The 3,521-nt window shown below is 54.9% G+C and carries 2 protein-coding genes; both read right to left on the bottom strand.

The features are described 5' to 3' along the window. Positions 1–70 precede the first annotated feature (70 nt). Positions 71–256, bottom strand: a complete 186-nt coding sequence (locus LH464_RS24975) for an SRPBCC family protein (RefSeq protein WP_226788938.1) — start codon at positions 254–256, stop codon at positions 71–73. 286 nt (positions 257–542) lie between these two features. Next, positions 543–3,365 (bottom strand): autotransporter family protein, encoded by a 2,823-nt coding sequence (locus LH464_RS24100; protein ID WP_226788937.1) that lies wholly within the window; start codon positions 3,363–3,365, stop codon positions 543–545. Between the last annotated feature and the right edge of the window lie 156 nt (positions 3,366–3,521).

Raw genomic sequence — 3,521 nt, 5'->3', positions numbered from 1 at the left:
CCTCTCCACTTTTCCGAAGCAAGTCCAAATCGGCTTTGCACCGAGAATGAACGGCCTCCGGTCACTTCGGCTATCCGTATCGAGCCCTCGGACCAGAACGCGTCTCAGCCACCCCATTTGATCCAACCAGTAAGCCGTTTGGTAGATGCACCTTCTTGACCTCGGGATCCCAGCGCGGCCAGCTCTCGATATTTCTGTAGAAGCTAAACACGACATCAGCCGTAGCCTCGATTTGGATTGTTTGGCTGATTGGCATTCCGGCCTCACGTATCAATGTAAAAGCAGTTGCCGTTCAAATTCTGCGTCTGCAAGTTGGCTCGGAGGGGAGGAACCCTATGAGATCGGCAACGCCGCGACCATAAAGCATCGCCCTAAAGTTGCGTATTCTAAAATAGAATATCGATTCTACGTTTTGTAACGGTACTGCATACTCGACAGGTGACATTGGACATGGCCGTTCTCCCCCATAAAAGAACCTCCCGGTGTTTAGCCGGGAGGGCGGTGTTCTATTGGTCTAATTTTTAGCGATCGTCGTTGTGTTCTTAGAACCTGACTTTGAATCCGACGGTGCCGTGTAGGGTATAGCTGTCGGCAAAGTGGTTGAGGCTGGTTCTGACGGAGCCTTCACCGTAGAGCGAGTATTTGTCGTTGGCCCAGTTGTAGGAGCCGCCAAGTCCTACGCCGGCCCACAGACGTTCGTTGCGACTGTCGAACGAGACATCGGCGACATTCACCCTGCTGCCATCGAGGAACTCGTTATACAGGTTGGCGATGCCATAGACGTGAGAGCGTCCGATCTCGCCGTTGTCATCCGTCCAGCTTGCTTGCCTGTCGACAGAAACGCCAAGCCTTCCCTGCAGGCTGTCGCCGCGATCGAGCGAGACGCGGGCACCATAGGGATCGGTGAAGCTTTTGAAGTCAACCGATGACCAGACCAGCTGGGCCTGCGGAGTGATCGACCAGCCGTCCGACATCTCAAACCGTCTCCCAGCCTCGAGGCTGACAGCATAGCCAAAGCCGTCATTGCCCCGCACCAGCCGCGGCTGGGTGATGTCATCGGCCCTGGAGGTCAAGTTGCTGTCGTACCAGGTCAGTTGCGCTTGCCCGTCGACATAGACGCCATTGTTGCCATACCAGGTCAGCGTGCCGCCGATCCCATAACCGGTCGCACTGATCTCTCCGTCTCCGAAGAACGAGCTGACATCAGCCTTGCCGTGAACGTATTGGAGGTTGATGCCACCGAGCAGCCGGCCCTGGTCTCCTTCATGGAGCAGCCCATCGATCCCCCCTTGCATTCTATAGAGGTCGACGTCATAGCGGCTTGCAGATGTCGATACATCGGGCTGGAAGCGCGAATGGGCGCCTTCGATCCGTCCCCAAATACCGTTCTGGTCAACGGCGTACTTACCGATGGTATCGGCATAGACGGCATTCTGCTCGGCAGTCGGTGTGCAGCGGAAGTTCTGTTCCGGATCCTTGCAGAATACCGGTTCTGCCGGAGGAGGGGCCTCTTTCCAGTAGCGATTACCCACACGCTGCTGAAGTGTCGGCAGGCCGTTCATCACCTGCAGAAGCTGCGGATAGGACTCGTAGACCGGAACGCCGGGAGCATAGCGAGGTTCGTAGGGCACACCGGGATCGGTCAGCCTCGAGCGCAGGTACCAGTCGCTATCTGCCGGATCGACAAAGCCATTCTGATGCAGCGTGTAGGCATAGGCGCCACCGATCACTGCCGCGTGACCATTTTCTGTCGTGTAATCACCCAGAAGGCTGAAGGCGCCTGAACCAGTTGTTGCGCCATTGATGGCATCCACGACACGAATGCCGTCCGATACCGTCAGCGCACCCGGACCACCGGCGTTGCGCACAGCAAGCAAGCTCGTGCCGGACGCCGTACCGCCATCGATCACAAGCTGATCGGACGGTGAACCATCCGTGTCGAGATAAGTGTCGAGAATGATCTGGCCATTCTGACCGACATAGTCACCGACGATCGTTAGTCTGTCCGCTGGACCCGAGCCGCCATTCGTCACGTCGATGAAGCCAGCATTGTTGACCGTAGCAAATTGGCCAGCAGCGAACGAACGGATTTCTGGATTCATGGCGCCGCCTGCAAACAGGGTTGCACTTGCATCGATATTGAACGCACCCGTCCCCGTTCCTAAATCTCCTAGAACCAGGCCGTCACTCAAGGTCAGCTGGCTTCCAGCAGTCAGATTGATCGTTTCCCAGTTTACCAGATCAAGAGCGCCCGTCTTCACGACGTTAGCAAGGGTCAGTGTATCCATGCCTGCCTGGCCGTCTGCGAGTGAAATTCCTGCGGGATCGATTGAGTTCCATAACACCGTATCATCGTCGGTACCCATCGCTATCGCACCGTTCATGACGGTACCGGCTGCCAACGCAAGGGTATCATCGCCAGCAGCAAATAAAATATCGCCAACAACAGTGCTTCCCGAAAGACGTACTGTTTGGTCGCCCGCCATTGGACTGGTGGAAGGTCCTGCACCGCCGTCACGAATAGCGGGCTGCCCTCCTTCGCTAAAGAATGACGATCTTTCATCCGAAAAGGTGACCTGTCCCCCAAGAAGAATTGCGGCACGGGGTGATGGAGTTGCGATATTTACCACCGGATCTAATGTGTACACATTGTTCTGGGAGTTGATGGAGCTAGGGTTTACAACCTGAATTTCTACACTCGCTGCGCTGCCATTAAAGGTTGATCCACTGATTTGGGCGTTGGGTAGATTGATGCCACTCGCCGACATGCCGAAGCGTGTCCCGAAAAGTTGAGAATTTCGTACGACAAGATCAAGAGGGTCTGCAGGGCGAAGTGGATTTTCGAAATGTAATCCATCACGGGCAGGGGCGGACGGCCCTGCCGTCTCCTGACGAATGACAGAGTTCTCGACAAGGGCTGTCGCGGTCCCATTCCAGCCAGCCATTGAGACGGTCCAAAGTGAGCCGCTCCCAATAGTTCGTATAGTAGAATTTTGTATAGTTAATGACGGATTGGTATTGTACGCAGATTCATAAGTAATACCAGCTGCTGGACCGACCAGAATAGCGTTATAACTCCCAGTTGCTGAAGTTATCAGGTCGGCTCCATTGACGACGACGGTCGGAGAATGCTGTTCGACCAGAACAAATCTCGCCTGATCAAGCAATGAGCCCGTTCCTCCACATCGAATCACCACCGGACCTGCTTGCTGGACGACGCACGGGGCGGTGACTGAGGCGGTCTGGGCGGAAGCGAGATTTAGTGTTCCGCTCGCGAGAAGGAAACTTCCAGCGACCAGAGCTGTCGAGTTGAGGAGTTTTGCGACAATCCCGACCTGCCGGAACTGGCGAAGCGTCTTTCGCATACGGTCACCTATCATGTTAACGCCATAAGTTTGTCGATGTTATGATGCAATTCTGCTAGGAATGCAATAAAGTTACGTCATTTATGCAATCAGAATGTCGTTGTATCGGTTTGATGCTATGCGGCATGCGTGGCTTGAACCATGTCCTTGATCCAC

The organism is Pseudorhizobium xiangyangii, assembly GCF_020531965.1.
Lineage (GTDB): Bacteria > Pseudomonadota > Alphaproteobacteria > Rhizobiales > Rhizobiaceae > Neorhizobium > Neorhizobium xiangyangii.
Note: the sequence above shows the minus strand (reverse complement) of the source record. Positions and strands in the feature narration are given on the sequence as shown.

Bases quoted from the DNA above. Each gene is read 5' to 3' on its own strand.
- LH464_RS24975 (WP_226788938.1), bottom strand. From the start codon at position 256: ATGCCAATCAGCCAAACAATCCAAATCGAGGCTACGGCTGATGTCGTG.
- LH464_RS24100 (WP_226788937.1), bottom strand. From the start codon at position 3,365: ATGCGAAAGACGCTTCGCCAGTTCCGGCAGGTCGGGATTGTCGCAAAA.